This window comes from Pontibacter beigongshangensis (assembly GCF_014332515.1).
GTDB lineage: Bacteria > Bacteroidota > Bacteroidia > Cytophagales > Hymenobacteraceae > Pontibacter > Pontibacter beigongshangensis.
Map to the genome: position 1 here is coordinate 1 of NZ_VFSD01000074.1, position 287 is coordinate 287.

Annotated in this window: 1 protein-coding gene; it reads right to left on the bottom strand. The window is 59.2% G+C overall.

Annotation, left to right across the window (positions count from 1 at the left end; translation table 11 throughout):
- The coding region (locus FJM74_RS22155) for a malectin domain-containing carbohydrate-binding protein (protein WP_317175596.1) at positions 1 to 224 on the bottom strand (224 nt) is incomplete at its 3' end.
- Positions 225 to 287: the final 63 nt, after the last annotated feature.

Here is a 287-nt window from a genome sequence, read left to right on the forward strand (position 1 = left end):
TTGTTTTTCAGGGAGGCAAAATCGATGTTGAGCGTGCCGTCCGTCACAGAAACGTTGGAGAAGGTCTTCACCACCGCCTTGCCGAAGCCTGCCTCCCCATGGACGTCGTAGCCCGAGAGAACTTTCTTCCCCTCCACGGCCACATCGAACACCCGCTTGTTGGAGGCCGTGAAGTAGGGCTCCACGAAGTGCAGCTTCACGGTGTAAGAGCCCGAGGCCTTCACCGGGATGCCGTAGCTGAAGGGCTTGCCGGCGGAGGCGTAACGATAGCTGGTGTAAAGTGCGGC